The 22742-nt window shown below is 66.1% G+C and carries 26 protein-coding genes and 1 tRNA gene; 11 read left to right on the top strand and 16 right to left on the bottom strand.

Translation table 11 applies throughout. The features are described from left to right. Positions 1-70: 70 nt before the first annotated feature. From rsfS to IT540_RS13415, 3 genes are all read right to left on the bottom strand, one after another. The gene (rsfS, locus tag IT540_RS13425) at positions 71-481 is read right to left on the bottom strand and encodes a ribosome silencing factor (RefSeq protein WP_291178697.1); all 411 of its coding nucleotides are present in this window, start codon (positions 479-481) and stop codon (positions 71-73) included. Between the two features lie 259 nt (positions 482-740). Further along, a complete protein-coding gene (locus IT540_RS13420) occupies positions 741-1406 on the bottom strand; it encodes a nicotinate-nucleotide adenylyltransferase (protein ID WP_291178694.1) in 666 nt (221 codons plus the stop codon). Positions 1407-1439: 33 nt separating this feature from the next. Continuing rightward, a complete protein-coding gene (locus tag IT540_RS13415; protein WP_291178691.1) occupies positions 1440-1904 on the bottom strand; it encodes a GtrA family protein in 465 nt (154 codons plus the stop codon). Positions 1905-2077: 173 nt separating this feature from the next. On the opposite strand from IT540_RS13415, the gene IT540_RS13410 reads away from it, so the two are divergent. Then, positions 2078-2488: a response regulator gene (locus IT540_RS13410; protein WP_291178688.1), complete on the top strand. Its 411-nt coding sequence runs from the start codon at positions 2078-2080 to the stop codon at positions 2486-2488. A 514-nt stretch (positions 2489-3002) separates the two neighbouring features. Beyond that, positions 3003-3662 carry a peroxiredoxin gene (locus IT540_RS13405; protein WP_291178685.1) on the top strand — a complete coding sequence of 220 codons (660 nt, stop codon included), beginning with the start codon at positions 3003-3005 and terminating at the stop codon, positions 3660-3662. Between the two features lie 212 nt (positions 3663-3874). Here the strand turns inward: IT540_RS13405 and IT540_RS13400 are convergent, their stop codons facing one another. Together IT540_RS13400 and proB are read right to left on the bottom strand one after the other, a co-directional pair. After that, positions 3875-5161: a glutamate-5-semialdehyde dehydrogenase gene (locus IT540_RS13400; RefSeq protein ID WP_291178682.1), complete on the bottom strand. Its 1287-nt coding sequence runs from the start codon at positions 5159-5161 to the stop codon at positions 3875-3877. Positions 5162-5204: 43 nt separating this feature from the next. After that, on the bottom strand, positions 5205-6362 hold the full coding sequence (gene proB / locus IT540_RS13395) for a glutamate 5-kinase (RefSeq protein ID WP_291178679.1): 1158 nt from the start codon (positions 6360-6362) through the stop codon (positions 5205-5207). A gap of 382 nt (positions 6363-6744) precedes the next feature. Between proB and IT540_RS13390 the strand changes: the two genes are divergently transcribed. Further along, entirely contained in the window at positions 6745-7527 is a 783-nt protein-coding gene (locus IT540_RS13390) for a hypothetical protein (RefSeq protein ID WP_291178676.1), read from the top strand. 136 nt (positions 7528-7663) lie between these two features. Here the strand turns inward: IT540_RS13390 and aguB are convergent, their stop codons facing one another. From aguB to IT540_RS13375, 3 genes are all read right to left on the bottom strand, one after another. Further along, a complete protein-coding gene (aguB, locus tag IT540_RS13385; protein ID WP_291178718.1) occupies positions 7664-8524 on the bottom strand; it encodes an N-carbamoylputrescine amidase in 861 nt (286 codons plus the stop codon). Positions 8525-8535: 11 nt separating this feature from the next. Beyond that, on the bottom strand, positions 8536-9555 hold the full coding sequence (locus IT540_RS13380) for an agmatine deiminase family protein (RefSeq protein WP_291178673.1): 1020 nt from the start codon (positions 9553-9555) through the stop codon (positions 8536-8538). Between the two features lie 167 nt (positions 9556-9722). Further along, positions 9723-10145, bottom strand: a complete 423-nt coding sequence (locus IT540_RS13375; RefSeq protein ID WP_291178670.1) for a hypothetical protein — start codon at positions 10143-10145, stop codon at positions 9723-9725. 390 nt (positions 10146-10535) lie between these two features. Here IT540_RS13375 and IT540_RS13370 point away from each other — a divergent pair, with 390 nt between their 5' ends. From IT540_RS13370 to IT540_RS13360, 3 genes are all read left to right on the top strand, one after another. Then, positions 10536-11927, top strand: coding sequence for a caspase family protein (locus IT540_RS13370; protein WP_291178667.1), 1392 nt, complete (start codon positions 10536-10538; stop codon positions 11925-11927). Positions 11928-11977: 50 nt separating this feature from the next. Continuing rightward, on the top strand, positions 11978-12994 hold the full coding sequence (locus IT540_RS13365) for a hypothetical protein (protein WP_291178663.1): 1017 nt from the start codon (positions 11978-11980) through the stop codon (positions 12992-12994). A 200-nt stretch (positions 12995-13194) separates the two neighbouring features. Beyond that, positions 13195-13269 (top strand) — tRNA-Gly (locus IT540_RS13360). A gap of 16 nt (positions 13270-13285) precedes the next feature. On the opposite strand, the gene IT540_RS13355 is transcribed toward IT540_RS13360, so the two are convergent. Next, a complete protein-coding gene (locus IT540_RS13355) occupies positions 13286-13576 on the bottom strand; it encodes a GlsB/YeaQ/YmgE family stress response membrane protein (RefSeq protein WP_291178660.1) in 291 nt (96 codons plus the stop codon). Between the two features lie 182 nt (positions 13577-13758). Then, a complete protein-coding gene (locus IT540_RS13350; protein WP_291178657.1) occupies positions 13759-13959 on the bottom strand; it encodes an LPXTG cell wall anchor domain-containing protein in 201 nt (66 codons plus the stop codon). A gap of 87 nt (positions 13960-14046) precedes the next feature. On the opposite strand from IT540_RS13350, the gene IT540_RS13345 reads away from it, so the two are divergent. Beyond that, positions 14047-14559 (top strand): inorganic diphosphatase, encoded by a 513-nt coding sequence (locus IT540_RS13345; RefSeq protein WP_291178654.1) that lies wholly within the window; start codon positions 14047-14049, stop codon positions 14557-14559. A 17-nt stretch (positions 14560-14576) separates the two neighbouring features. Here IT540_RS13345 and IT540_RS13340 read toward each other — a convergent pair whose 3' ends face one another. The 5 genes from IT540_RS13340 to IT540_RS13320 form a co-directional block, all read right to left on the bottom strand. Next, entirely contained in the window at positions 14577-15905 is a 1329-nt protein-coding gene (locus tag IT540_RS13340) for a sorbosone dehydrogenase family protein (protein WP_291178715.1), read from the bottom strand. 83 nt (positions 15906-15988) lie between these two features. After that, positions 15989-17038, bottom strand: a complete 1050-nt coding sequence (locus IT540_RS13335; protein ID WP_291178652.1) for an AI-2E family transporter — start codon at positions 17036-17038, stop codon at positions 15989-15991. A 16-nt stretch (positions 17039-17054) separates the two neighbouring features. Further along, the gene (locus tag IT540_RS13330) at positions 17055-17231 is read right to left on the bottom strand and encodes a hypothetical protein (protein ID WP_291178649.1); all 177 of its coding nucleotides are present in this window, start codon (positions 17229-17231) and stop codon (positions 17055-17057) included. A 21-nt stretch (positions 17232-17252) separates the two neighbouring features. Continuing rightward, positions 17253-17618 carry a PRC-barrel domain-containing protein gene (locus tag IT540_RS13325; protein ID WP_291178646.1) on the bottom strand — a complete coding sequence of 122 codons (366 nt, stop codon included), beginning with the start codon at positions 17616-17618 and terminating at the stop codon, positions 17253-17255. Between the two features lie 244 nt (positions 17619-17862). Then, complete coding sequence (locus tag IT540_RS13320) at positions 17863-18057, bottom strand: hypothetical protein (protein ID WP_291178643.1); 195 nt, start codon at positions 18055-18057, stop codon at positions 17863-17865. Between the two features lie 261 nt (positions 18058-18318). Here IT540_RS13320 and IT540_RS13315 point away from each other — a divergent pair, with 261 nt between their 5' ends. The 3 genes from IT540_RS13315 (at position 18319) to IT540_RS13305 (ending at position 20437) form a co-directional block, all read left to right on the top strand. Then, a complete protein-coding gene (locus IT540_RS13315; protein ID WP_291178640.1) occupies positions 18319-18543 on the top strand; it encodes a hypothetical protein in 225 nt (74 codons plus the stop codon). Between the two features lie 130 nt (positions 18544-18673). Continuing rightward, complete coding sequence (locus IT540_RS13310) at positions 18674-19063, top strand: hypothetical protein (protein ID WP_291178637.1); 390 nt, start codon at positions 18674-18676, stop codon at positions 19061-19063. Between the two features lie 156 nt (positions 19064-19219). Beyond that, a complete protein-coding gene (locus IT540_RS13305) occupies positions 19220-20437 on the top strand; it encodes a serine hydrolase domain-containing protein (protein ID WP_291178634.1) in 1218 nt (405 codons plus the stop codon). Between the two features lie 48 nt (positions 20438-20485). On the opposite strand, the gene IT540_RS13300 is transcribed toward IT540_RS13305, so the two are convergent. Then, positions 20486-21316, bottom strand: coding sequence for a quinoprotein dehydrogenase-associated SoxYZ-like carrier (locus IT540_RS13300; RefSeq protein ID WP_291178630.1), 831 nt, complete (start codon positions 21314-21316; stop codon positions 20486-20488). Positions 21317-21446: 130 nt separating this feature from the next. Between IT540_RS13300 and IT540_RS13295 the strand changes: the two genes are divergently transcribed. Next, the gene (locus IT540_RS13295; protein ID WP_291178627.1) at positions 21447-22562 is read left to right on the top strand and encodes a formylglycine-generating enzyme family protein; all 1116 of its coding nucleotides are present in this window, start codon (positions 21447-21449) and stop codon (positions 22560-22562) included. The last annotated feature ends 180 nt before the right edge of the window (positions 22563-22742 follow it).

Raw genomic sequence — 22742 nt, 5'->3', positions numbered from 1 at the left:
CCCCTGGTGACAGCGCAACACAACCCTGCGCCGTCACCGCGCAGAAACTTCACTCAGCGTCGCCGGGTCGTCAGTGCGACGTCTGCTCGCCCGGCCGGGAGGCGGACCACATTTTCTCGAGATTGTAGAAATCCCGAACCTCGGCGCGGAACACGTGCACGAGGATGTCCCCGGCATCGATCAGCACCCAGTCGCAGGTCTCGAGACCCTCGACCCGGACTCCGCCGACGCCGTTGTCTTTCAGATGCTTGCGAAGCTGCTCGGCGATCGCGCCGACGTGGCGGTCCGAGCGCCCCGTGGCGATCACCATGAAGTCGCCGATCGACGACTTGCCTTTGAGATCGATGCTGACGATCTCCTCGGCCTTTGCCTCATCGAGCCAATGCACGACCTTCTTGAGGAGCGGCTCCGAGCTTGCGTGCTCTCGCACGATCTCGGCTGGAGGCGCATCCTTGCGGACGCCCTCAATGGCGGTTCGCATCTTTTGGGAAATGTCCTTTCCGTTGGAGCACCAGTGTGGCCATCCCTGTGTTCGGCCGCTTGGCGTGAGGGGGAAGTGCGCTCCGGCGACCCGCACTTTTTTGGCCGGCTCGATCCACCACCGCGACGCCCCAATGCGCCGCCGGCGCAATGAAGATAGCGACCGCGGGGGGCGCCAGCAATAGGGAGCAGTCCGGATTGTCGCACCCAGGTCGGGCCTGCGACGTCGGATGGTCAAAAAACCGTCGGCGATCCACGCGTTACGGCCGTTTCGCGCTGCGTGATGCCGGCGCGGAATAGCGCTCCGCCCGGATTTCGGTCGAGGATTCGGGCGAGAGTCTGAGCGTCAGATACAACCAAGCCGGCGGCGTCGTGAGCGCGAGCGCGCCAGCGTCGCCGTCGCGGAGCCGGAACCGGGCGAGCGCGCGCGCCGCCGGCGCCGAGAGCGCCTTGAGCCGCCATCGGGGACGATCCGCAACCACGAACGGCATCAGCGCCGTGATGCGCCGCCAGGCGGTCCAGCGGTGGAAGCCCGCGAGGTTGTCGCCGCCCATGATCCAGACGAAATGCACGCCCGGTAAGCGCCGCTTGAGGAACGACAACGTGACGGCGGTCGCGGTGCTGCCGAGATCCGCTTCGAACGCCGTGATCCTGATCCGCGGGTTGGTCACGAGGCGCCGGCAGGCCGCGAGCCGGTCCGCGAGCGGTGCAAGCTCGTCATGGCTCTTGAGTGGGTTGCCGGGCGTGACGATCCACCAGACGGCATCGAGCCCGAGCCGCTTCATCACCGCCTCGGACACCGCGACGTGGGCCCGGTGCGGCGGGTTGAACGAGCCGCCGAGCAGCCCGATGCGCTGGCCCGCCGCCACGCGCGGCACGCGGACGGAGAGCGATCCGAAGGCTTTGGACATGAGGCGGGCGGACATCGGGCCAATCGTAGCGTGGAAGCGGAAAGCGCCCTAGCTCGGCAGCGTGAACACCAATCGGCTGCGGACGAGATAGAGCGTGACGAAGCAGATGAGCATGGCGGCGGCCTTTGCGATAGCCGGCGCGAGCCCGACGAGGTGGATGGCGGCGGCCGTCACCGTAGCCGTCAAGGCGATGCCGAGCAGGCCGGTGGCCATGAACTCGGTAAACAGCCGCTTCTCGCTTTTGTGCGTGCCGCGGCCGGCAAAGACGAGCCATCGCGAGAGCTTGTAGTTGAGGGAGAACGCCACGGCATAGCCGATCACGCTCGCCGTGACCGGCAGGCCGAGCACGGCCATGAGCGACAGGAACACGGTGTAGTCGACCACGAGGCTCACGATGTTGACGCCCGTATAACGCAGGAGACGCCGGATGCGGTCGTCGGAGGGTGCATGTGCTGCGCCAGGCCCGTGCGCGCCAGAGGTCCCCGCGTCCGTACTGTCCTTGCCTGCCGTCACGCGCGGCCGTCCTGATCTGGTGTGGTCTCCACAGGCACCAGTCTCTGCCGCATGCAGTTGCGTTCATGCAACCCGATCTGAACGATTTGGTAATCGCTGTCGGGAATGGTGGAGGGCTGAAGAAAGAGTGGTCGGCCTACGGGGAGCCGATTGTCCTGAGGCGGGGCAGGCATATGGACGCACGCAAGGATCTCGAGCTTTTGATCGTGGAGGACCGGCAGGTGATGCTCAAGATCATCCGCCGCCTTCTGCTTCAGCTCGGCTATGCGCGTGTGGACGAGGCCGCGAACGGCCTGCAGGCGCTCGAAAAGGTCCGCCGCAAGCGTTATGACCTGATCCTTTCCGACTGGAACCTGGACGGCATGAGCGGCTTCGATCTCCTGAAGGTGCTGCGCGCCGATCCGGAGACGCAGGCGATTCCATTCGTTCTCGTCACCGCCGAGGCCAAGCGCGAGAACATCCTCGCCGCCCGCGCAGCCGGCGCCTCCGGCTATCTGGTGAAGCCGTTCAAGCTCGACGTGTTCGAGAAGACGCTGGAGAACGTGCTCGCCGCCAACGGCTTCGTCAACCTCGCCGTCGCGTGACCTTCGGGAAATTCGTCGACCACTGTCCGCTCCTCGCTGACATCAACGGCATGCGTGTTGAACGACTGGAGTGTACTTGTTGCTGTCACTCTTCGCGCAATGCTCCCGCGCACCGAGCGTTGCTCTAGTCGCCGTTTGCGCCCGCCGACGTTCGTCCACCCACTACTTTGTGCATTTCAAATTCTTCCCCACACGATCACCGGCGTCGCTGCTCCTCGCACCCCTCGCCAGCCCCTGGGCGAACGCGTAGGAAGACGCCCGCTGGAGGTCGGTTCTTCCGTCATCTTCGATACTCATGCAGCCTCAAGCAGATTTTCGCCCTTCAGGTGTGCCGCATGTGAGCGCATACGTGACGATTGGTCGAACAGTCATTTGGTCAGCACCACTTGCCGGCTTGCTTATACTGATCAATTTCCAGATGATGCGCCACGACGAGGCGGACCCGACAACGCGTCAAGAGCGAAAGGAACCGCACTTTGTTTGAATTAACGAATAGCTAGGTAGGAGTGGCGTGATGGGACTGCGAATAAACGATACCGCCCCGGATTTCAGTGCTGAGACCACTCACGGCGTCATCGAGTTTCACGATTGGGTTGGCGACGGATGGGCTGTGCTGTTCAGTCATCCAAAGAACTTCACACCGGTATGCACGACTGAATTGGGTGCCGTGGCGCGCCTTGAGCAGGAATTCAAAAAGCGCGATGCAAAGGTCATTGGCATTTCCGTGGATCCAGTTGCTGATCACGACAAGTGGAAGGACGACATAAAGACGGCCACGGGCTTCAGCGTCGAATACCCATTGATCGGCGACCAGGATCTCAAGGTGGCCAAGCTCTATGACATGCTACCCGCCGATGCTGGTGATTCATCGGCTGGCCGCACTCCTGCGGACAATGCGACGGTCCGTTCGGTGTATCTCGTTGGGCCCGACAAGAAGATCAAGCTGATCCTGACCTACCCAATGACAACTGGCCGCAACTTCAACGAGATCCTCAGGGCCATCGATTCCATTCAGCTCACGGCGAAACATCAGGTGGCAACACCTGCGAACTGGGTTCCCGGCGAAGACGTGGTCATTACAGCCGCAGTGTCGAACGAGGATGCGATCAAGAGGTTCGGCGGGTTTGAAACCGTGCTGCCTTACTTGCGGAAGACCAAACAGCCACAGGACTGAAGGTGGCGTGGTGCCACGCCAGTCAGTGTGGTGAATGTTGACATGGCGGCGGGCTCGCGAGCTTCAGGACCAGATGTCTAGCTGATATGAGGCGCGAGCGGCTCTGCCGCCGCGCTCGTACCTGTCATGGGCACAAGCGACCTGTCATTGCCGGGCGGCTGAGGATTACCATTCCCTAAAAGGAGCGGAAGTGGGACGGCAGGAACCGACCGTTAAACCGGCCGGATCTGGCCGTTGCCACGCACCACGTACTTGAAGCTCGTGAGTTGCTCGACACCGACCGGCCCGCGCGCGTGCAGCTTGCCTGTGGCGATGCCGATCTCGGCGCCGAAGCCGAACTCGCCGCCGTCCGCGAACTGCGTGGACGTGTTCCAGAGCACGATGGCGCTATCCACTTCCGAAAGAAACCGCTCGGCCGCCGCTTCGTCGGCCGTGACGATGGCGTCCGTATGCTGCGAGCCGTAGCGCGCGATGTGCCCGATGGCCTCGCCGACGCCGTCCACCGTCTTGACCGCGATGACCGCGTCGAGGACCTCGGGGCCGAAGTCCTCGGGAGCCGCTACCTTGACGCGCGGATCTGCCGCCTGTGCCGCCGCATCACCGCGCACCTCCGCGCCGGCCTCGATGAGCGTGCGCACGAGCTCCGGCAGATAGGACCCAGGCGCATTGCGGTCCACGAGCAGGCACTCGGTCGCCCCGCATACGCCCGTGCGCCGCATCTTCGCGTTGACGACAACCGTGCGCGCCATGTCGAGATCGGCCGCCGCGTCGACGTAGGTATGGCAGATGCCTTCGAGATGCGCGAACACCGGCACGCGCGCCTCGTCCTGCACGCGGGCTACGAGCCCCTTGCCGCCGCGCGGCACGATCACGTCGATGGCGCCGTCGAGGCCGGCGAGCATATGCCCGACCGCGTCGCGGTCCGTGGTCTCGACATATTGAATGGCAGCCGCCGGCAGGCCTGCCGCCATTAGCCCCTCGACGAGGCAGGCATGGATGGCGAGGCTCGAATGATGGCTGTCCGATCCGCCGCGCAGGATCGCCGCGTTGCCTGACTTGAGGCTGAGCGCGCCCGCGTCCGCCGTCACGTTCGGCCGGCTCTCGTAGATGATGCCGATGACGCCGATGGGCACGCGCACGCGCTGGATGCGAAGCCCGTTCGGGCGCGTCCAGTCGGCGAGCACAGTCCCGACCGGATCCGCGAGCGCCGCCACCTCCTCGAGCCCCTGCGCGATCGCCGCGACGCGCTTCTCGTTCAGAACCAGCCGGTCCACGAACGAGGCCGGCCGTCCGGCCGCGCGCGTGGCCTCCACGTCGCGGGCGTTGGCTGCGAGGATCTTCGCCGTGTCGCGGCGGATCGCCTGGGCCGCCGTGGTGAGCGCCTTGTCCTTGGCCGCGCGCGGCGCGAGCGCAAGCGCATGGGCCGCCTCCCGCGCGGCGACGCCGATGCCGCGCATGAGCGTTGCCGTGGCCTCGTGGATGTCGGTCGCTTTCTGCATGGCTCGTTACTTCGGATGTTTCGGGCCGGCGATCAAGCCCCGGCTATTTGCGGTGGAGTGCCATGTCGTTGCGGTGAATGAGCTCTGGGCCGCCCTCGAAGCCCAGGATATCCGCGATCTCGGATGACTTGCGCCCCAGGATGCGCTCCGCTTCGCCGCGCGCATAGGCCGAGAGCCCGCGCCCCAGCTCGCGCCCGTCCCGCGCCCGGATGATCACCGCATCGCCGCGCTCAAACGTGCCCTCGACGCGCGTCACGCCCGCGGCCAGAAGGCTCTTGCCGCCGGCCAGTGCCTTTTCCGCCCCAGTATCCACGTAGAGCGTACCGCGCGGCTCGAGCTGGCCCGCGATCCACCGCTTCTTGGCCGTCAACGGGTCCTGCTTGGCGAGGAACCAGGTGACCTTGCCGCCCTCCGAAATGGCGCGCAGCGGATGGAGCACCTTGCCCGTGGCGATGACCATGTTCGTGCCGGCGCCGAGCGCGATGCGCCCCGCCTCGATCTTGGTCTTCATGCCGCCCTTGGAAAGCTCGGTGCCGGCATCGCCCGCCATGGCCTCGATCTCGCTCGTGATCTCGGTGACGAGGGGGATGTGCTGCGCGCGGGCGTCCTCGTTCGGAGGGGCGGTGTAGAGCCCATCGACATCGGAGAGCAGCACGAGGCAGTCCGCCGACACCATGCCGGCGACGCGCGCCGAGAGGCGGTCGTTGTCGCCGTACTTGATCTCCGCCGTCGCCACCGTGTCGTTCTCGTTGACGACCGGGATAGCCTTGAGCTCGATCAGCGTCTCGATGGTATGGCGCGCATTGAGATAGCGCTGCCGCTGCTCGGTGTCGCCGAGGGTCAGGAGGATCTGCGCCACCGTGAGCCCCGACGTTGCAGCCAGCTCCTGATAGGCGTGCGCGAGACTGATCTGCCCGACGGCGGCGGCGGCCTGCGACTGCTCGAGCTCGAGCGGCCCCGTGGGCAGACCGAGCTTGTGGCGCCCGAGCGCGATCGAGCCGGACGACACCAGAACCACCTGCTTGCCCTGGCGCACCAGCTCCGCCACGTCGGCCACGAGCGAGGCAAGCCACTCTCGCTTGAGCGTGCCGGTCTCGCGGTCGGCGAGCAGTGCCGAGCCGATCTTGACCACGACCCGGCGCGCCCGCGTCCACTCGGGACGGGCGAGGCTGGTTTCGGCGGTGACGGCGCGTTGGGGCATCGGAGGCGAAAGGAAAAGCGGTTCGGGAAAGGTGGCGCTTCCTAGCACGGGCCGGGCTTGAGAGGCGAGATGCCGTTTGGCGCGGTTTACGTTCCGCTGCATCCGTACGGGAAGCCGCGAAACCTGGAGCGGCGGCGCATGGCGCAAAGAGGGCGAAAACGAGTCCCGTCTTGAGAAACCGCTTCATGCAAAACGGCTTAAGTCGCGAATCGTCCGCTCGAATTGTTGTGCGCGTTAGCTAGATGATTTTACTTGGAAATATTGTTGTTTCATAGTCTTTCAAGTGTAGCCTCAAGATAAACGAAGCAGTATGATACGTGAGTTGTTTGCATCGCACCAAGCAACGCCGCTGACATCGCAAACCCCAAAAAATGGAGTTCTCATGAACCTCCAAGAGCAGAGATTTGCCTGCTTGCGGATGGCGATGGAGCTCGGCTGCAAGGCCGACTCGATCGTGCACGTCGCAAGAAAAATGAGTGAGTTCATAGAAGGAGCGCCTACCGCGTCGGTCGAGGCCGAAGCGAAGGATCTGGACGCCGTTGCCGACTGCGGCACGGCGCTCGCCGATCCCGTTCTTGTGGAGGCCGAGGAAGCGCCCTCAGAGGTCACGGCAGCCGAGGAACCTTCGACCGAGGAGGCTGCCGCCGAGCCGGTCGCGGCCGCCGAGGCCGAGCCTGTGGCGGAAGTCGAGGCGGGTGAGGTGGTTGCCGAGGAGGCATCTGCGCCAGTAGAGGCCAGCGACGGAACGGACGCACCCGCTGCTGCTGCCGAGGCAGCTTCGGAAGCCTCCGAGGAGGCCCCTGCTGCGGAGGCCGAGGCCCCGTCTGAGGGGGCATCTGCCGACGCTCCTGCTGAAGCCGACGCCGAGCCGGAGGCCGTTGCGGCCGAAGCCTCGGCCGAGGAAGCTGCCGTCGTGGCAGAGGCATCTTCGGAGCCGGTAGCCGAGGCCGCAGAACCGGCGGCTGAAGCCGCAGCGGATACTCAACCCCCCGAAGCGGCGCCCGCCGCTGAGGAGACGACGGCTGAGGAAGCCGCTGCCGAAGCTGCTCCGGAAGCTGCCGAAGAGGTGGTCGAAGACAAGCCCGAGGCCGAGGTTCCCCCTGAAGCCATCGCCGCCCTGAACGGGGCTGCCGAGCCTGCGGCGGCTCCGCCTCCGGCTGAATAAGAAACGATGACGCGCCTCGCGGTCTTTGCGCAGGGACGGTGAGCGGGAGTGAAAAGTTCAAGAACGGGGGCGAGCTGGCTGTGAGGCCTTCAGCCAGTTCGCTCGACGACAAGGCCGGACATCATGGTCGCGATCCCTAAATGATGCTCTTCGCGTAGAGGTCCGTGCGCCGGTCGCGGAAGAAGCCCCAGTCCGCGCGATAGCTCTCGATCAACGCAAGGTCGAACGTGTGCACCAGCACGCCCTCGTCGTCCCGCCCGAGGCTTTCGACCAGTTCGCCCCGATGGTCGGCGATGAACGAGTGCCCGTAGAACTGCTGCTGCACGCCGTCGTTGTCCTCGAGCCCGATGCGGTTCGCCGCCACGATCGGAATGGCGTTGGACACCGCGTGCCCCTGCATGGCACGCTGCCACTGCAGATGCGTGTCGAGCGCTGTGTCGTAAGGCTCGGACCCGATGGCCGTCGGATAGAACAGCACCTCCGCGCCCGCGAGCGCCATGGCGCGCGCGGTCTCTGGATACCACTGGTCCCAGCAGATGCCGACACCGATGTCCCCGCGCTTTGTGTTCCACGTCTTGAAGCCCGTATCGCCGGGGCGGAAGTAATACTTCTCCTGATAGCCTGGCCCATCCGGGATGTGGCTCTTGCGGTAGACGCCGAGGATTTCGCCGTCGGCGTCCGCGATGGCGACGCTGTTGTAGTAGCGCGGCCCATCCTTCTCGAAGAACGAGATCGGGATCACGACCTCGAGCTTGCGGGCGAGTTTCCGGAGCTTGCGTACGCACGGATGATCGTCGGCGGAGAACGCGGTCTCGAACCACTTCGGATCCTGGCGCGTGCAGAAGTAGATGCCCTGGAACAGCTCGGAAGGCAGCACGACCTCGGCTCCGCGCTCAGCGGCCTCCCGCACGAGCGCTTCGGTCTTTGCGATGTTCTCGTCCATGTCCAGCCCATAGGCCGTCTGGATCGCCGCGACGGTGATGTTGCGCTCCTTCATGCGGCGCCCTTTCATGGCCCTGGCTCTTGCTGCGTGATGCAGTGGAACGAGCCGCCCCCCGCGTCTCCGCAGCCGAGGAGGCCGCGCGACGGGACCCCGACCACCTTGCGGTCGGGGAACACCGCGCGCAAGGCCGCGAGCGCCGGCTCCTGCGTCGGCGTTCCGTATACCGGTACCACCACCACGCCGTTGGCGATGATGAAGTTCATGTGCGAGGCCGGCGACACCTCGCCGAGCGCGTTGCGGTAGAGGCCCACGCCCGGGATGCGGACCACCTCGAGCTTGCGCCCGGCCGCGTCCGTCGCCTCCTCGAGCCGCCGCGCGATCGCGTCGAGAATGGCGGCATTCGGGTCGTCGTCGCCGGCCGGCGCCTGGCAGACGACGCGCCCCGGCGCCACGAAGCGCGCGATGTTGTCGATGTGGCCGTCCGTGTGGTCGCCGAGCAAGCCCTCGTCGACCCAGATGACCTTCCGTGTGCCGAAAGCGTCCCGCAGCGCCGCCTCCGCCTGCTCGGTCGTCCAGCCGTTGCGGTTGGCGTTGAGCAGCGTCTGCTTGGTGGCGAGGATGGTGCCTTCGCCGTCGTGATCCACCGCGCCGCCTTCCAGCACGAAATCGAAGCGCAGGATCTCCGTGCCGGCGAGCTCCGCCATGCGGTCGCCCACCGTGGCGTCATCCGGAAGGTCGTACTTGCCGCCCCAACTGTTGGTGCGGAAGCGCAGTGCCACGCGCGTGCCGTCGCCGCGATGGGCGAAGATTGGCCCCGTGTCGCGCAGCCAGATGTCGCCGTACTTGGCGGAGACCAGCTCCGCCGCGTTGCCGACGGCGGCGAGCGCCGACTGCGCGGCCTCGTCGCCGTTCACGAGCAGGCGTACACTGTTGCCGGCCTCGGCCAGCACCGCCACCAGCGCGGCGACGTCGGCCCGCGGCGCGGCGAGATCGCCGTTCCACTCTCGGGGGTCGGCCGGCCACGCCGTCCAGACCGCGGTCTGCGGGGCCCATTCGGCAGGCACGACGAGCGCCGTGTCGGTCATGCGGCGGAAAATCCTTCCTTTGTCGGTTCCGGAGCGCCGGTGATGCCCTGTGAAGCAGGGGATTGCAATACGCCCGTGACGCTCAACTTGACCGGTGCGCAACGAAAAAGAGCGCTGACGAGTGCCAGCGCCCCGAGTTGCGATGTGTCGGCTTCTCTTGTTCTTGTTTACTGGGCCGGTCCGTCTGTCCCGTCTGGGCTGCGCGTCGCAGGGCCGGTGCGCGTGTCGGGGAAGCCCTGAACGCCGCTCGAGTCCTGGCTCGGCTGCGTGCCGTCGTCGCTCATGCCGGCCTCGCCCGACGAGGCGCCTGAGGCAGCGCCCGCATCCTTGCCGGCCTCGGCCGAGCCGCCTGGCGCCTTGGTCGCCGGACCGGTGCGCGTATCCGCCGGCCCCTGGACGCCCGGGCCAGAGTTCGGCTTCGTGGCGCCGATGGCGTCGTTGCTGTTGGCGCCGCCCAGGTTGTTCTCCTGGCCCTGCTGGTAGAGATACTGCTCTTTCTGCTTCTCGGTGGAGCGATCCTCCGCGAATGCCGGTGCCGCCAGCGCGGCCGCTGCAATACCGCTCAAAAGAACCTTCTTGGAGAGTAGCATGGCTTTCCTCCTTATTTCTTGGTGCCGCCTTTCCGGCGGCTCAACAGGAATAATTCCTGGATAGGGGTTCGGGTTCCTTGCCTGGCTGCGGCCCGCGGCCACTGTTGGCCGAGCAAGCAATCGCGAGCCGTTGATCGGTCATGCCCGAAGCGCCCATGGCGAAGAAGCCGGGTCGGGAACGCACGCGCGGCAGGGGAATTGATCACAGGCGCAAGCCTGTGCGATCGCTCGTGTGATCGCGCGGTATCAGCGAGCCCTTAGGTAGGAAGGGTCAACGCAAGTCTCAATTATGTCTCCGTCATATGATGAATGTGATGACGAGTTCCCATTTTTTGCGGCGCATCGATGACGATGAATTTTCGACTCTTCGTTTGTTTCTCAATTTTCTTTGTGCTCATCCAACAGGTTGCCCAGGCTGGCGGCGTCCAATCCGACGACGACTACGTCGACAAGCGCGTCCGCACCGCGCTGATCATCGGGTTTTCCGCCTACAAGACGGCGCCACTGCAGAATCCGGTCGCCGATGCCACCCTGATCGCCAAGCGGTTGCAGGACGCGGGCTTCCGTGTCGAGAGCCTCTTGGACTTGCCGGCGCGGGAGCTGGCGTCCGCCGTCGAGGCCTTCAAGGCCAAGGCGCAGGGTTCGGAAATCGCGCTCATCTACTATGCGGGTCATGGGCTGCAGGTCGACTCCGAGAACTACATCGTCCCAGTCGATTTCGATCCCAATGTCGAGAACCCTCTCGCCAATCTTTATCCCGTGCGCGCGCTGCTGGAGGGGCTCGACAAGGCCGCGAAGGCGCGCGTGTTGCTGCTCGACGCCTGCCGCGACAACCCGTTTGGGGAGGCGCTGAGGGCCCGCGGCACCCATGTCAGTGGAGACGGCCTGGCGCCGATCGAGCTTCCGGTCGAGGACGGCAAGAGATGGCCGCAGGGAACGAGCGGCCTGCTTGTCGCCTATGCCACCCAGCCCAGCAAAACCGCGTCCGACGGAAGGGGCTCCAACAGCCCTTATGCTGCAGGACTCGCCGCTGCGCTCGCGACCCCGGACGCGGACTTCGAATCGGTCCTGAAGACCACGAGCGCGGCGGTGCGGGCCGAGACCGGCGGCCAGCAGCACCCCGAGTATCGCTCGGCGTTGACCGGCTCCCTCTATCTCGTTGCGCGCCCGAAGCCACTCGAGTGCGACCTGCTCGCGGTCGACACGGATAACGACGTTTCCCTCAAGGGCGTTGTGCTGGAGGACATCGACGCGGCGAAGGCCATCCCCGCCTGTGAGGCGGCGCTGAAGGAGCAGCCTGGCAGCCCCCGTATCATGCACAACCTTGGCCGCGCGCTCGAGAAGGCGGGACGCTACCAGGAGGCGCTCGATCTTTATCACAAGGCGGCCCAGCTCGGGTTTGATCAGGCCCAGCTCTATTACGGCAACTCGCTCATGGAAGGCCTTGGCGGTGAGATCGACATGAAGACGGGCCTGCATTGGGTGCGCCTCGCCTACGAGCGGGGCAACCGCCAGGCGATGATCAACTACGCCGAGTATGACCTGTCGCCTGTCTTCCAGCGCAGCGACCGCGTGAAAATCCTGCAGGACGCGCTGCGCAAGGCGGGCATCGGCGGCGTGCCCGATAGCGGCGTGATGGACGACGCGACGAACGCCGCGCTTGCGTCTTACAAGACCGCGACCGGCCTAGAGGGTCAGCGCATCACATTTCAGGTGCTGGATCGTTTGGAGATCGTCGACGTGCTGTTTCCGAAAAGGAGTATCGCCCCATCACGGCAGTGAGGGGTATCCACAAGACATTAGCTTCATACATTTTCAGAGTTGGAGGTGACATGCAGTTCCGTTTCCGCGGCGCAGTCCTGTGCGCAATCCTGCTCTCGGCCCCTGTCTCGTCCGCGCTCGCGGATCCACCTGAGTTTCCCGTCGTGTTCACCTCGCCGAGCGAACTCGTGCCGTTCGGCATCCTCATCCGCCCCGTCGGCGATACGACTCCCGTTCCGCCCGACTTCAACACGAAATGCTACGAAGGGACGGACCTGCTGCCGGGCGAGCCCGAGCTGTTCGTTTCCGACAAGCTGATGGCCAACCACCGTGCCAAGGGTTTCACGCCGGAAACGCTCTGCATGGGCCTGGCCAGCGGCACCAAGTTCGATCCCGAGACCGGGCAGCGGCTTCCGACGTACATTCTGCGCGACCAGCAGACGATCGTGCGCGGGCTCGAAGAGCAATTGGCCGAGGCCCGCGGCGGCGGGAGCATCCCGGTCTTCGATACGGTGGAGGAGTTCGCGGCGGCGGTGGACGCCATCAAACAGGAGGAGTTCACCCGCGTCGATCAGGAGAAGCTGGAGCTCCTCCTCGATCCGGACCGCGGCTTGACGCTGGAGCGGCCGTTTGTGGTTCCGCCCTGCTATAAGAACGCAACGCCCTACCTCGACTGCAATTGGAAGTTCGGGGCAATCAAGGGTGCGCCATATCCGAACTCGCTCAAGCAGTGGGCATCGACGTTCAGCAAGGCCCTCGACAAACAGATGAAGGACGCCATAGCCAGCGGCAAGCCGCTGGCTTTCACGGACTCCACAAGCGAGATCGCGGTCGCCAAGCAGGACCTTCTGAACGGCCTCTACGATGGGCAGCCTGACGCGGTGAAGGTGCCCGCGAACATCCTGGAAAAGGACAACTCGATCGATTGGATCATCATTTCGAAGGCGTTGCCGCGAGGGTACGGTTACGCATTCTACGCGCAGCGCTTTCCGGACGGCGTCTTCTCGGTCAACTCGATCGATCCCCAGAAAAGCTCGAAGAAGCTCGAGCCGGAGGGATTGCTGGACAAGATCCTGTCGTTCTTCTGAGAGAGGGATACCAGCTTCGGCGCGACAAACGGTGGTCGCGCCCTGTCGGCAGGCTGCCGCATCCCTCCGCGGGGAGGGGGCTGCGCCTCCACTTTCCTCTTTGCAGGGCGCGCGCAACCGATTATTCGATGGTCAGCGCGTGCCGCCTAAGCGGCGGAACGCAGCGGACTGAGACCTTGGGCATCGCATCGGTGCCGCGTGCGGGCGTAGTTCAGTGGTAGAACATCAGCTTCCCAAGCTGAGTGTCGTGGGTTCGATTCCCATCGCCCGCTCCAACACCCGCAGGATCGCTCACGGCCCGGCACTTTTGGTCTGGCGGAACCAGAGCCCCGCAACGACCAGCAGCGATCCGACGACGGCCGCCACCACGTCCCTCAAGGAGATTGCGACCTGATCGAGCTCGGGAAAGAGCCCGAGCAGGCGGAACAGCAGCCCGCCCACCAGCGCACCGGCGAGGCCGAGCCCGAGGTTGGTCAGAAACCCGAAGCCCTTGCGCTCGCCTTTGACGATCAGGCCGACGAGGCTGCCCCCGATCAGTCCGACGATGGCCCACACGACGACCTGCGCAATTGAGATGGACATGGCATCCTCCTGGGCTGCGTTGCACCACGGGCAACCCCGGTCTCTTCCGTCACACGGCCGACGGTGACGATGCGCATTATGACGAAAAGCGCGCCGGCAGGCCTGTGACGGCAAGGGACACGGTTGCCGGTGAGTTTACCAAACCATCAGTAGGCGCGCAAAAGAGAAGGGCATCAGGCTCGCTACAGCGTCATCGTCGGCACTGAGGGCGGCAGCTTGAGCCGGTTCATATGGTTCGAGGTGTTGAGCACGAACCCCATGAGAAGAACGGCGGCAACGATGAGCAGGATCGTGTACATCGTGCTCTCGAGGTCGCCGGTGTTCGGGAGTGTTGCGCGGAACTTTGACTTGCTCGTTCTGGACTTTTTTGGGAGCCGGACCATGGCACGCCTCCATTTGCGTGGGGAGAACGCCGAGGTTGCGGGCCCTGTTCCGCCGGTCAGTCGAAAATCGCTAACCATGAGGAACCGATGCCGAACTTTTCCCACGTCGAGCCCTTTGACGCCAAGGGCCGCGTGCAGATGGTGGTCGAGACGCCGCGCGGGTCCACCATCAAGTTCAAGCTCGACGAGGAGAAGGGGATCTTCACCGTCTCGCGCAGCCTGACGGCCGGGCTCTCCTATCCGTTCGACTGGGGCTTCGTCCCCGGCACCCTGAGCGAGGATGGCGATGCGGTGGATGCGCTGTGCCTGCATCGCGCGACGAGCTTCCCGGGCGCGGTGCTCCCCTGCCGCTGCTTGGCGCTGGTCGCCGTGGACCAGCAGAGCTCCAAGGGACGCGTGAGCAATCCGCGCCTGATCCTGGCGCCGGCGTGGGAAGGCGGCGACACGCTCGAGATCGACGGCACGCTGTCCGATCGCGCCAAGTCGGAGCTCGAGGCGTTCTTTCTGAACGCAACGCTCTTTACGGACAAGGACGCGCGCATCGTCGGCTGGCACGATGCCGCCGCCGCCGAGAGCTATGTCCGCAAGGCGCGCCTCTGAGCAAGGTGCCGGGACGGCTAGCCGGGCGGCTGCACCTCCGCGCTTGCGGGTTGTGTATCCGGCGTCACGCGCCACACGATGTTGCCGACGTCGTCGGCGACAAGCAGCGCTCCAGCACTGTCCATGACGACACCGACCGGCCGCCCCAGGGCTTCGCCGTTGTCGTTGAGGAAGCCGGTCAGCACCGGCTCCGGCTCGCCGTCGGGCTTGCCGTCCTTGAAAGGCACGAACAGCACCCGATAGCCGCTCGGCGGCACGCGGTTCCACGATCCGTGCTGCCCGATGAACGCCCCCTCGCGCAGGCGCTCCGGCAGCAGCGTGCCCTTCGCGAACGTAAGCCCGAGCGAGGCGGTATGGGCGCCGAGGGCGTAATCCGGCACCAGCGCCGAGGCTACCAGATCCGGGTTCTGCGGCGTGACGCGCATGTCGACGTGCTGGCCGAAATAGCTATACGGCCATCCATAGAAGCCACCGTCCTTTACGGACGTAAGATAGTCCGGCACGAGATCGTGGCCGATCTCGTCGCGCTCGTTGACGACGGTCCACAGCACACCGGTCTTTGGTTCCCAGTCCATGCCGTTCGGATTGCGCAGGCCGGACGCGAACACGCGTGATGTGCCGCGCGCGAGATCGATCTCGAGGATCGCTGCCCGACGCTCCTCGGCCGCGATGCCGTTCTCGCCGACGTTGCTGTTCGATCCGACGGTCGCGAACAGCTTCGTGCCGTCCGCCGAGGCGATGATGTTTTTCGTCCAGTGATGATTGTACGGCAGTGCCGGCAGGTCGACGACCTTGGTGCCGGCCTCGCGGATCTCCGTTGCGCCGTCCGTATAGCGGAAGCGGACGATGGCATCGGTGTTGGCGACGTAGAGGTCGCCGCCGACGAGCGTCATGCCGAACGGCGAGTTGAGGCCTAACAGGAACACCGAGCGCGTCTCGGCGATGCCGTCGCCGTTGGCGTCGCGCAGGAGCGTGATGCGGTTGGCGCTCGGCACGCCGGCGCCGGCCCGTTTCATCATCTGCCCCATCACCCAGCCGCCGATCCCGCCGCGGCCGCCGCTGCCCTCGGGCTTGTTGGTCTCGGCCACCAGCACGTCGCCGTTCGGGAGCACGTAGAGCCAGCGCGGATGATCGAGTCCTCCGGCAAAGGCGGTGACGGCCAGTGCTTGCGCGGCCTTGGGCTTGCCGCCTTCGGGCCAGCCGACGGCCGGTGCAATGTTTACGGTGGGGATGAGCGACGATTTCGGCTCTGCGAGTTTCGGCTCCGGGCCGACCGTCGCCTGCTCCGGCAACGCCGGCTCCTCGCCGCAGGCCGATAGCGCAACGGCGACGAGCATCGAAAACATGAAAGGTAAGGTCTGCAAGGCCTGTCTCCCGACCTCGGCGTCCGGAAGGACGCCTGTTGCGTCTAAAAGTTCCGGCTGATGCTTCAGGCGGCCGGCTTCGCCTCCGCCTCTGCATGTCGCTCGCGCTCCGCCGGAATCTCGACCGTCTTGCCAAGCGCCTCGCGCACATAGAGCCGCCGGATCGTCACGTCCGCAACGATGGCGAGCGGATAGCCGAGCAGGAGCCCCAGCGGCCCGAAGAGGAGCCCCATCGCCACCGTCGCGAAGAGGCCAACCGCGGCCGGTAGCTCCACGACCCGCCCGACGACGAACGGCATGATGAGATTGTTCTCGAGCTGCTGGACGACGACCGCCACCGCCAGCGCGGCGAGCGTCAGCTCCCAGCCGCTCGATGAGGCGAGCAGCAGGGCTGGGATGGCACCCACGATCGGCCCGACGATCGGAATGAACTCGGTGACCCCCGCAATCAGCCCGAGCGCCAGCGGCGAGGGCACGCCGACCAGCCACATGCCGAGGCCGGTCATAGTGCCGACGAGCGCCATGGCGATGAGCTGGGCACGCAGCCATCGCGTGAGTGCGAACGCGCTGTCGTCGACGGTGGAGCTGATGGGCTTGTGCCAGCGCTCCGGGAACAGGGCGATGAGGCCGCGCCGGTAGGTCTGGGGCGCCGCGGCGAGGTAGAGGCCGCCGACCACGACCAGGATGAAGGCCGCCACGCCCTCGATGATGCTGGAGCCGATCGTAACCGCGCGCGACGCGAGCGCGCCGAGCGCGGAGCCGCCGAAATCCCTGGACAGGGAGTTGAGGTCGAGACCGAGCGCCTGCGCCAGCGATTGCAGGGCCGCCGGGGCATTCTGCAGCACGTACACCGTCTGCTCAGAGATCAGCGAGCCGAACTGCAGCACGAGCGCGGCGGCGAAGGTGACCAGGAGCAGCACGACGGCCATGAGCGCGAGCGGCTCGCGCATGCCCGTTCCCTCCGCCAGCGGCGCGGCGAGGGCGCGCAGCGCGATCGCCGAGAGCACAGCCGCGAAGATCAGGAGCAGAAGATCGGAGAGCGTCCAGAGCGCAAGCGCCAGCGCGCCGATGGCGAGCACGGTGAGCACACGGCGGACGAACACCCAATCCGACACCGGGGAGCCTCGGGCGCTAGCGCTTCGATTTTGCAGCGCGCCGCGCGCCGGAGGCCGGTTTCCTTTTCCGCGGGCGAGGCGGTTCGAGACCTTGCTCCGGCGGCAGCTTGCTGTCGGGATGGAAGGCCGGGTTGTGCCGCTTGCCGCCCGGCGGATCCGAGGCGTTCGTGTTGTCCGTGTAGGCCTTTGTCATGTCATGTCTCCACGTTTCGCGTCATCTGGTCCAGTATTCCGGCGCGCCGTAGTGCTGGTGCGTGCGCGCCTCCCAGGCGCGGTCGGTCCAGGAGTCGTCGCTGAACTCGGGCGCGTTGCGAAGCTGATCCTCGGTGATACCGGTCCGGAAACCGCCGACGGCCTTGTCGTATTTGAGCGCACTCCAGGGGATCGGATAGTGGTTGTGGGCAAGGCCGAGGATGCCGCCGAAGCTCATGACCGCGTAGGCCACGCGGCCGCTGGCTTTCTCGATGAGAAGGTGGTCGATCTCGCCGATCACCTCCTCGTTGGCGCCGATCACATCGGTGCCGTGCACGTCCTCGCTGGAGATCAGGCGGTGATCGGGATGGGCTGTCGCGCGTGCCATGGGCATCCTCCTATTGTTTGTGTTGATTGGGGACGACGCGGTTGTGAGACCGCTTGCCCCATAAACAGCCGCCGCGAGCATTTGGTTCACATTCACCGCGCTGCGCCGTGAGAGCCCGGCGGACCGGCCCGATCGACAATGAAAGCCCAACGACACAAGAGCTCTCCGTCGCATCGTGGAAACGGGGAGGGGAGGGCAAACACGCTCGGGCTATGCCAGCCAGGGAGTCCTGCGGCCTCGAAGCTTAGAGCGTGTCCCGTGAACGGGGATCCTGCTCGCGCTGCTCAGCCTCCTCGGGAGGGACATCGACGGGATGCTCCGCGTCGCCTGAGGGTTCGATCGGCTGGTTCGGGCGCTGGCGATCGTCGGGCTGGCTCGGCAGCACCGGCTTCCGCGGCGGTGGCTTGGGGTCCGACAAGTCTGACGACGATATGGTCATGAGGGTTCAATCCCGCCCGCACGAAACGGTTCCGCACCTTCCGCGCCCGCCGCGGCGACGAGCATCGCGGTAACGATGGAACTTCATCGGCGCCGCAGGTCTTATCGTTAATGTCCGGGGTGCTCCCACGTGACTGATCCGGAGAGGCAAGTCCCAGTGCAGCATGACGAATTTTCAATGTTCCACGAGGAACTGCTGTCGCGTTGGTTGATTGGAAGAGTGAGCGCTGGGAAGGAGTAGGGCGCGGTAAGGAGATACGAGATGGAACGAGATTACGGGGCAGAGCTGGTAAGCATGTTCGGTGCGCGGCTGAAGCGCATCTACGAGTCGGAGGAGCAGAGGCTGCCGGCCCAGATCGCCGCATGCCTCGAGCGGCTGCACCGCGCCGAGCAACAGCGGGCCGCCGGCACCGCTTCGCCTCCGCAGGACGCCGACGCCTCCGACGTCGTACAGAGCTTCTTCATGGACGCACCAGCCACGCGCTGACCGCGCGGCCGCCCGGTCAGCGTACGCGAAATCGTGGCTCGATCGAGGAGGGCGCGCGTCGGAACTCGATCTCATAGGGTGAGTTCTACCGGCAGGGGAGGCGACCATCACACACAGAAAAGGATGGAGCATGACCAGAACGACATCCCTTCTCGCGGCACTGGCCGTTGCGTTCAGCACCTCGAGCGCGCTGGCCCAGTCGTCGACCGGCGACAGCCCGGCGGATCCCAACACGAACCAGAACCAACAGCCGGGTCCGAGCGTCGGCAATCCGGCGGATCCGGCGGCTGGCTCCGATCCGGCAGCGCGCGTTCCGACATCACCGCCAGGCACCACGGACGGCTCGGGCTCCGCCACCGAGGGCCTGGGCTCAGGTGAATCCGGCCTCGACTCGCCGGCGGGCAACCCGTCCGACCCGAACACCAACGAGAACCAGCAGATGGGGCCGAGCAACACCAATCCGGCCGATCCCGAGGCCGGCTCGAACCCTGCCGCCCGTGTTCCGACCGACCGCTACTGAGGTTGCGGCGCGACCGCTTGAGAATTGCGAGAAAGCCCCGGGCAGCCCGCCCGGGGCTTTTTGCCATCCATGCCGCGTCCGGCTTGCCTTGACTCGTCTCGGACCGCCACCGAGAATTCCAACAGTTCATGGCTCAACGCGGCGTGGCCCAACTCCATGTGGCGGGTTTGGATCCTTCTTTCCGCTTCGAGGCTGGGCGAAGCGTGCGGCCTCGGCGCGGCGCTGCGCGCCGTCGCGGGCCTGCTCGTCCTCGCGCTCGGCGCCTCCCCCGCCGTCTCGTCCGCCTGGACGCCGGCCAAGTCGGCCGCGGTCGACGGGCTCGTCACCCAGTTTCTGGCCCGCGTCGATGCCACGCGCGGCACGCTGCCCGAGGCCTCGCTCGCGCTGGTCATCGGCGACCAGGCCGGCGCGATGGTGGCCAAGGGCTACGGCGAGCCGCAGCCTGGCATGCCCGCCACGGCTCACACCGTTTATCATGTGGGGTCCATCGCCAAGCAGTTCACGGCCGCCGCCGTGCTTGATCTCATCGGCCGCAAGGCCCGCCTGCGCGACGGCACGCCGCTGACGCTCGACCTCGCCCTGTCGCGGATATTCGAAGGCGTGGATCACTGGCCCGGCATGGATGCGGACAACGGCAAGCAGCCTGTGACCCTGCGCACGCTGCTCACCATGACGTCGAACCTGCCGAACTTCACGCGTCGTCCTCCGTCGGCGACGGACCCCTGGGGCCGCATCGGCGCACCCGAGCTGCTGTCGGAGCTGAAAAAGCTCGAGCCCTGGGGTTGGCCGAACACGTTCGAGTACTCGAACACCAGCTACTTCCTGCTGGCCGAGGTGATCGAGGAAGCGCTCGCGCCCGGCGAGCCGGTCCCGCGCTCCCATCACGATATCCTTCGCCGTACCATCTTTCCCCGCGCGGGCCTGGTCGAGACGGGGTTCGTCGAGGACTACGCGCCGGGCGCGATACTGGCGCGTCCGATCCACCGCAAGAAGCCGGTGTTCGACCAGCCGGACTGGCTCAAGGGCAGCGCCGACATCGCGAGCTCCGCCATGGATCTCTATGCCTGGAACGCGGCGCTCATGAGCGGACGCGTGCTGCCGCCCGATGTTTTTGCGCTCATGGTCTCGGACGGCGCGCGCGTGACGCCGGATCTCTATTATGGCATGGGCTGGTTCGTGGAGCATCGCGCCAAAGGCGACGTCTTCACGCATTCCGGGCTCGTGCCGGGCTATACGTCCTACAGCCTGATCGCGACCGGCAGCGCCAAGGGCGGCACGGACACGTGGATGTCGATCACGCTGCTCGTCAACACCGACATGGTGGACGGGCTCGATCTCCTCGCCGAGGACTTGCTGCGCCTCGCCCGCGAGTGATCCTGCAAGGCTCCTCCGGCTCGCGCGGGCCGACGCGGCCCGTGCTTTCTACGATCCGCTCGGCTCCGAGCGCTCGGAGAAGCGCAGGCCCTCGGTGTCCTTGGCATTCACCTCGACCGCCTCCTTGGCGAGGCTGCTGTAGCTCACGCGAAAGTGCGGGTTCTCCGAGATCGAGATCCCGCCCTGCATGCGGAACAGCAGCCGCCCCGCGCTCTTCACCTCGAGGTCGTCCACGAAGCGCGCCGGCACATAGCCGCGCGTATCGGGATCCATCTGCAGTCCGGTGAAGTTGGGGTGGCGGATCATCACCTGCGCCTCGCGGAAGCTCTCGCCGCGTGCCGGTTCCGACATCGCCTTGATGTCGATCTTGCCGAGTCCGGCCAGCGCCTGCTCGATGTCCTTGGACGGCGTGGCCGAGCATCCGCCGGCGCCCGACACGAACCGCGATGACATGTGCAGCCGTCCGTCAGCCGTCTCGAGGATCGCCCGCACCTTGGAGAAGGAATCGAGCCGGATGCGGGTTGCGAGCTGCCGCTCGCCGATATCGGGCCCGGCGCGGAAGGCTTCGCCGAAGCTGAACGTCGCTGCGACCGGAGCCGGGTTGCGGTCGATGATCAGCGTCAGCGCAACGGCGTGCGGCGCTACGTTGCCGGGGATGCGGATGCTGAGCGGCACCAGGGCGGCATCCTCCGCCCGCTCGGGCGCGTAGAGAGTGACGGCGCCGTCGTCCTCGGCGATCGCGCGTTCCCCGAACACCTCCTCCTTGAGGCCGGGCCACAGGTCCTCGTCGGCGGCGAGAACGGATGCGCCGGGGGCAGCGCAGGCCGCGAGCCCGAGGGCCACCAGGAGTGATCGGCGGGACAGGCGATGATGGCTCATGGGTCCGATCCTTTCTGAGGCTTCCGGGGCAGGGCGTGCTTACCGAGTGGCGGGTTTCTGCTTCCCGGCTCTTGCGTGATGCGACAATTTATACCATAGGAGTTGTTACCTTGTTACACTGAAAGTTTCCATGAGATCTGCGCTGAATCTTTCCCTGTTTGCCCGGGTGGTTGCGCCCTTGGTCGGGGTGCTCGCGGCCGTCTGGCCGGCGGTCCTCGCCGCAGGGGACGCGCAAGCGGCCGCGACGGCGGCCGACGGCCGCGCCCTGCAGGCGGTCCTCGACCGCGAGCCCGGTGCCAAGGCGGCGGTCGCCGCGCGTGCTACGGAATTGGGCTTGAGCGTCGTCTCGCTCCGCGTGGGCGAGAAATCGAGCGCCCGCATCGAGATATACGTCGCCGGAGGCGCCAAGCGGTTCTCGGACTGCGAGTCCGCCGCGGGCTGCCCACCCATGGTGGTGGTGCCGGCTTCCCCGCTCGGCTTCGCGATCGGCTCGCCCGAGATCGAGGCCGACCATGGCGACGACGAGAAGCTGACCTCGGTCACGGTCCGCGCCTTCGCCATCGGCGCGCGCCCGGTGACGGTCGCCGAGTACAAGGCCTGCATGGCGGACGGCGGCTGCCAGCCGCCCGAGTGGCTCGAGCCCGGCGGCCGCCACCACATCGAGACCGGCGCTAGCCGCTACTACCGCAATCTCGGTGAGGCGATCACCGGCCCGGACCAGCCCATCGTCGGCGTCAGCCACATCGACGCGACCGCTTACGCCAAATGGCTCTCCGCCAAGACGGGCCATGCCTATCGCCTGCCTTCCGAGGCGGAATGGGAGATGGCCGCGCGCGCGGGTACGCGCACCGCCTTCTGGTGGGGTGACACGCTTCCCGACGACGGCATCGTGCGCGCGGCGTGCGAGGGCTGCGGCAGCGAGTGGGACGCCAAGGCACCGGCGCCGGCCGACGCGTTTGCGCCCAACCCGTGGGGGCTTCACAACGTGCACGGCAACGTCTGGGAGTGGGTGGCGGACTTCTATTGCGAGGACTACGCGTCGGGTCCCAAGGACGGCACGCCGCGCCTCTCCGACGATTGCGCGGCGGTCGGCAACCGTCCGCCCGCGCGCGGCGTGCGCGTTCTCCGCGGCGGCTCCGTTTTCTACCCGCCGAAGGCCATGCGCTCGGCCATGCGCGTGCGCAACGTTCCGGAGTTTCGCAACTTCAGCGTCGGCTTTCGCGTCGCCCGCGATCTCGCGCGCTGACGAACAGATCGGGATGGAGCCATGCCGCGACTGAACGATTTGATGAGCTTCGCCAATCCGTTCGGACCTCACAAATCCGAGTCGCTGAGCGCGACCATCATCCGCAACATCTCGATTGTGCTGGCGCTGAGCCTCGTGCTCAGCGGTCTGCTCACTTACTGGCAGGCGGCCACCAAGGTC

The sequence above is a fragment of the Hyphomicrobium sp. genome (genome assembly GCF_020852195.1).
Classification (GTDB): domain Bacteria; phylum Pseudomonadota; class Alphaproteobacteria; order Rhizobiales; family Hyphomicrobiaceae; genus Hyphomicrobium_C.
This window is presented reverse-complemented; position numbering and strand designations above follow the sequence as displayed.

What these genes read in the sequence shown, in the direction of transcription:
- rsfS (WP_291178697.1), bottom strand. Translation starts at nt 481, where the DNA reads ATGCGAACCGCCATTGAGGGCGTCCGCAAGGATGCGCCTCCAGCCGAG.
- IT540_RS13420 (WP_291178694.1), bottom strand. Translation starts at nt 1,406, where the DNA reads ATGTCCGCCCGCCTCATGTCCAAAGCCTTCGGATCGCTCTCCGTCCGC.
- IT540_RS13410 (WP_291178688.1), top strand. Translation starts at nt 2,078, where the DNA reads ATGGACGCACGCAAGGATCTCGAGCTTTTGATCGTGGAGGACCGGCAG.
- IT540_RS13405 (WP_291178685.1), top strand. Translation starts at nt 3,003, where the DNA reads ATGGGACTGCGAATAAACGATACCGCCCCGGATTTCAGTGCTGAGACC.
- IT540_RS13400 (WP_291178682.1), bottom strand. Translation starts at nt 5,161, where the DNA reads ATGCAGAAAGCGACCGACATCCACGAGGCCACGGCAACGCTCATGCGC.
- proB (WP_291178679.1), bottom strand. Translation starts at nt 6,362, where the DNA reads ATGCCCCAACGCGCCGTCACCGCCGAAACCAGCCTCGCCCGTCCCGAG.
- IT540_RS13390 (WP_291178676.1), top strand. Translation starts at nt 6,745, where the DNA reads ATGAACCTCCAAGAGCAGAGATTTGCCTGCTTGCGGATGGCGATGGAG.
- aguB (WP_291178718.1), bottom strand. Translation starts at nt 8,524, where the DNA reads ATGAAGGAGCGCAACATCACCGTCGCGGCGATCCAGACGGCCTATGGG.
- IT540_RS13380 (WP_291178673.1), bottom strand. Translation starts at nt 9,555, where the DNA reads ATGACCGACACGGCGCTCGTCGTGCCTGCCGAATGGGCCCCGCAGACC.
- IT540_RS13375 (WP_291178670.1), bottom strand. Translation starts at nt 10,145, where the DNA reads ATGCTACTCTCCAAGAAGGTTCTTTTGAGCGGTATTGCAGCGGCCGCG.
- IT540_RS13365 (WP_291178663.1), top strand. Translation starts at nt 11,978, where the DNA reads ATGCAGTTCCGTTTCCGCGGCGCAGTCCTGTGCGCAATCCTGCTCTCG.
- IT540_RS13355 (WP_291178660.1), bottom strand. Translation starts at nt 13,576, where the DNA reads ATGTCCATCTCAATTGCGCAGGTCGTCGTGTGGGCCATCGTCGGACTG.
- IT540_RS13350 (WP_291178657.1), bottom strand. Translation starts at nt 13,959, where the DNA reads ATGGTCCGGCTCCCAAAAAAGTCCAGAACGAGCAAGTCAAAGTTCCGC.
- IT540_RS13345 (WP_291178654.1), top strand. Translation starts at nt 14,047, where the DNA reads ATGCCGAACTTTTCCCACGTCGAGCCCTTTGACGCCAAGGGCCGCGTG.
- IT540_RS13340 (WP_291178715.1), bottom strand. Translation starts at nt 15,905, where the DNA reads ATGTTTTCGATGCTCGTCGCCGTTGCGCTATCGGCCTGCGGCGAGGAG.
- IT540_RS13330 (WP_291178649.1), bottom strand. Translation starts at nt 17,231, where the DNA reads ATGACAAAGGCCTACACGGACAACACGAACGCCTCGGATCCGCCGGGC.
- IT540_RS13325 (WP_291178646.1), bottom strand. Translation starts at nt 17,618, where the DNA reads ATGGCACGCGCGACAGCCCATCCCGATCACCGCCTGATCTCCAGCGAG.
- IT540_RS13320 (WP_291178643.1), bottom strand. Translation starts at nt 18,057, where the DNA reads ATGACCATATCGTCGTCAGACTTGTCGGACCCCAAGCCACCGCCGCGG.
- IT540_RS13315 (WP_291178640.1), top strand. Translation starts at nt 18,319, where the DNA reads ATGGAACGAGATTACGGGGCAGAGCTGGTAAGCATGTTCGGTGCGCGG.
- IT540_RS13310 (WP_291178637.1), top strand. Translation starts at nt 18,674, where the DNA reads ATGACCAGAACGACATCCCTTCTCGCGGCACTGGCCGTTGCGTTCAGC.
- IT540_RS13305 (WP_291178634.1), top strand. Translation starts at nt 19,220, where the DNA reads ATGTGGCGGGTTTGGATCCTTCTTTCCGCTTCGAGGCTGGGCGAAGCG.
- IT540_RS13300 (WP_291178630.1), bottom strand. Translation starts at nt 21,316, where the DNA reads ATGAGCCATCATCGCCTGTCCCGCCGATCACTCCTGGTGGCCCTCGGG.
- IT540_RS13295 (WP_291178627.1), top strand. Translation starts at nt 21,447, where the DNA reads ATGAGATCTGCGCTGAATCTTTCCCTGTTTGCCCGGGTGGTTGCGCCC.